Here is a 375-nt window from a genome sequence, read left to right on the forward strand (position 1 = left end):
AGTAGGTAGTTTAACCTTCGGGAGGACGCTTACCACTTTGTGGTTCATGACTGGGGTGAAGTCGTAACAAGGTAGCGCTAGGGGAACCTGGCGCTGGATCACCTCCTTAAACGATGATTACTCACGATGAGTGTCCACACAGATTGATAGTTCACAAGCGAAAGCTTGTAGCTAACATAGCTCTTTAACAATTTGGAAAGCTGACAAATCAACAATTTATTGTTGATTGTAAAGTTCTCAATGTTTGTCTTTAAGACAAACACCAAAAAACACATTCAAGTGTTCTTGGGAATATCACTTTTAAGTGATTATTCGAAATTGAGTCCGGCAAAATCGAAATGTCTCTCGCTCATTCAAATAATGAGAGACAACTTT

At 39.5% G+C, this 375-nt stretch carries 1 rRNA gene; it reads left to right on the plus strand.

Annotation, left to right across the window (positions count from 1 at the left end):
• Positions 1-109 (plus strand): 16S ribosomal RNA (locus tag QTO06_RS25485); the annotation flags it as partial.
• Between the last annotated feature and the right edge of the window lie 266 nt (positions 110-375).

The organism is Vibrio sp. M260121 (assembly GCF_036533715.1).
Classification (GTDB): domain Bacteria; phylum Pseudomonadota; class Gammaproteobacteria; order Enterobacterales; family Vibrionaceae; genus Vibrio.